The following is a 1,147-nucleotide window of genomic DNA, read 5'->3' as shown; positions in this document are numbered from 1 at the left end:
GTTTCTGGTACGAAGATTACCAGCGTGATGAGTACCGTGACTGGCATAAAACCATTGATGCAGCAGCGAGCCCGCGTCCTGAAAGTAACCCTTACTGGGTTCAGTACAGCCGTGAATTCCCGGTCGAAACTTTGATGTACTACATTGAAGACGAGATTGATGCCGGATTTGCGAAATTCCGTCTGGGCGCCAAGAAGTTTGATGTTGAGGTTTCAAAAGAAGACCAGTTTAACCCTGACAACAACCTGAGTGTATCGTCTGACTCGGATGCTTTATTGTCAGCTGGTTTTGTTGCGCCTCTGCCGGTTAACGGAATGGAAGTGTTCGGTGGTTACGCCGAAAACTTTGCAGCCGTTAAAGATGCGGTACTAGAGCGTGATGATACGGATGTAAGCCAGGTTGAACCGGAAACAGCGGACAACATTGATTTAGGTTTGCGCTATTCAACGCCGGGCTTTAATGCAAGTTTGACTTACTATGATATTACCTTCGAAAATCGCATTACTTTTGTCAGTAATGAAGACGTTGACGGTATCGACTTTTTAGAAGCGGCAGCCGGTGGTTATGTTAACACAGGTGGTATTGAGTCTGACGGTATTGAAGCATCACTGGATTACAATCTGAGTGATAACCTTGGCGTTTATATGTCTTACACAAAAAATGACTCAACCTATACGGATGAAGCATTCCGCGGCAATACGGTACTGGGCAGTGCTCAGGACATGGCCGTTGTTAGCTTTGACTACACTAAAGGCGACTTCTATGCCGGCTTTAGTACTAAGTATGTTGGTGAGCGTTTCTTAGACCAGGCGAACACTCAGGAAAGCGATTCTTACGTTGTGAGTGACCTTTACATTGGTAAAACCGTTTATGACATTGGTGGTGCAATTGACAGCATGGAGCTGAGCTTCACTGTGAATAATGTCTTTGACGAAGATTACCTTGGTACTATCGCTCCGGGCGCTGGTTGGATTGGTGCGCCACGTACGGTTGCACTTAATGCTAAGTTTGTATTTTAAAACTACCCCGAACCACATGCGGTTAACGCCGCATGTGGTTGCTTTAGTAGCAAGCAACAACAAGGTAATCAATACACATGTATAAACTATTAGCACTATCCACATTATTACTGAGTGGTTCTGTTTTT

General features: G+C 45.0%; 1 protein-coding gene. It reads left to right on the top strand.

Annotation, left to right across the window (positions count from 1 at the left end):
- On the top strand, positions 1–1,019 hold a 1,019-nt coding region (locus B3180_RS05210; protein WP_286843415.1), incomplete at its 5' end, for a TonB-dependent receptor domain-containing protein.
- Positions 1,020–1,147 lie beyond the last annotated feature (128 nt).

The organism is Idiomarina sp. UBA4206 (assembly GCF_002383015.1).
Classification (GTDB): Bacteria; Pseudomonadota; Gammaproteobacteria; order Enterobacterales; family Alteromonadaceae; genus Idiomarina; species Idiomarina abyssalis.
The sequence above is the reverse complement of the archived record's forward strand: the minus strand, read 5'-3'. Positions and strand labels throughout refer to the sequence as shown.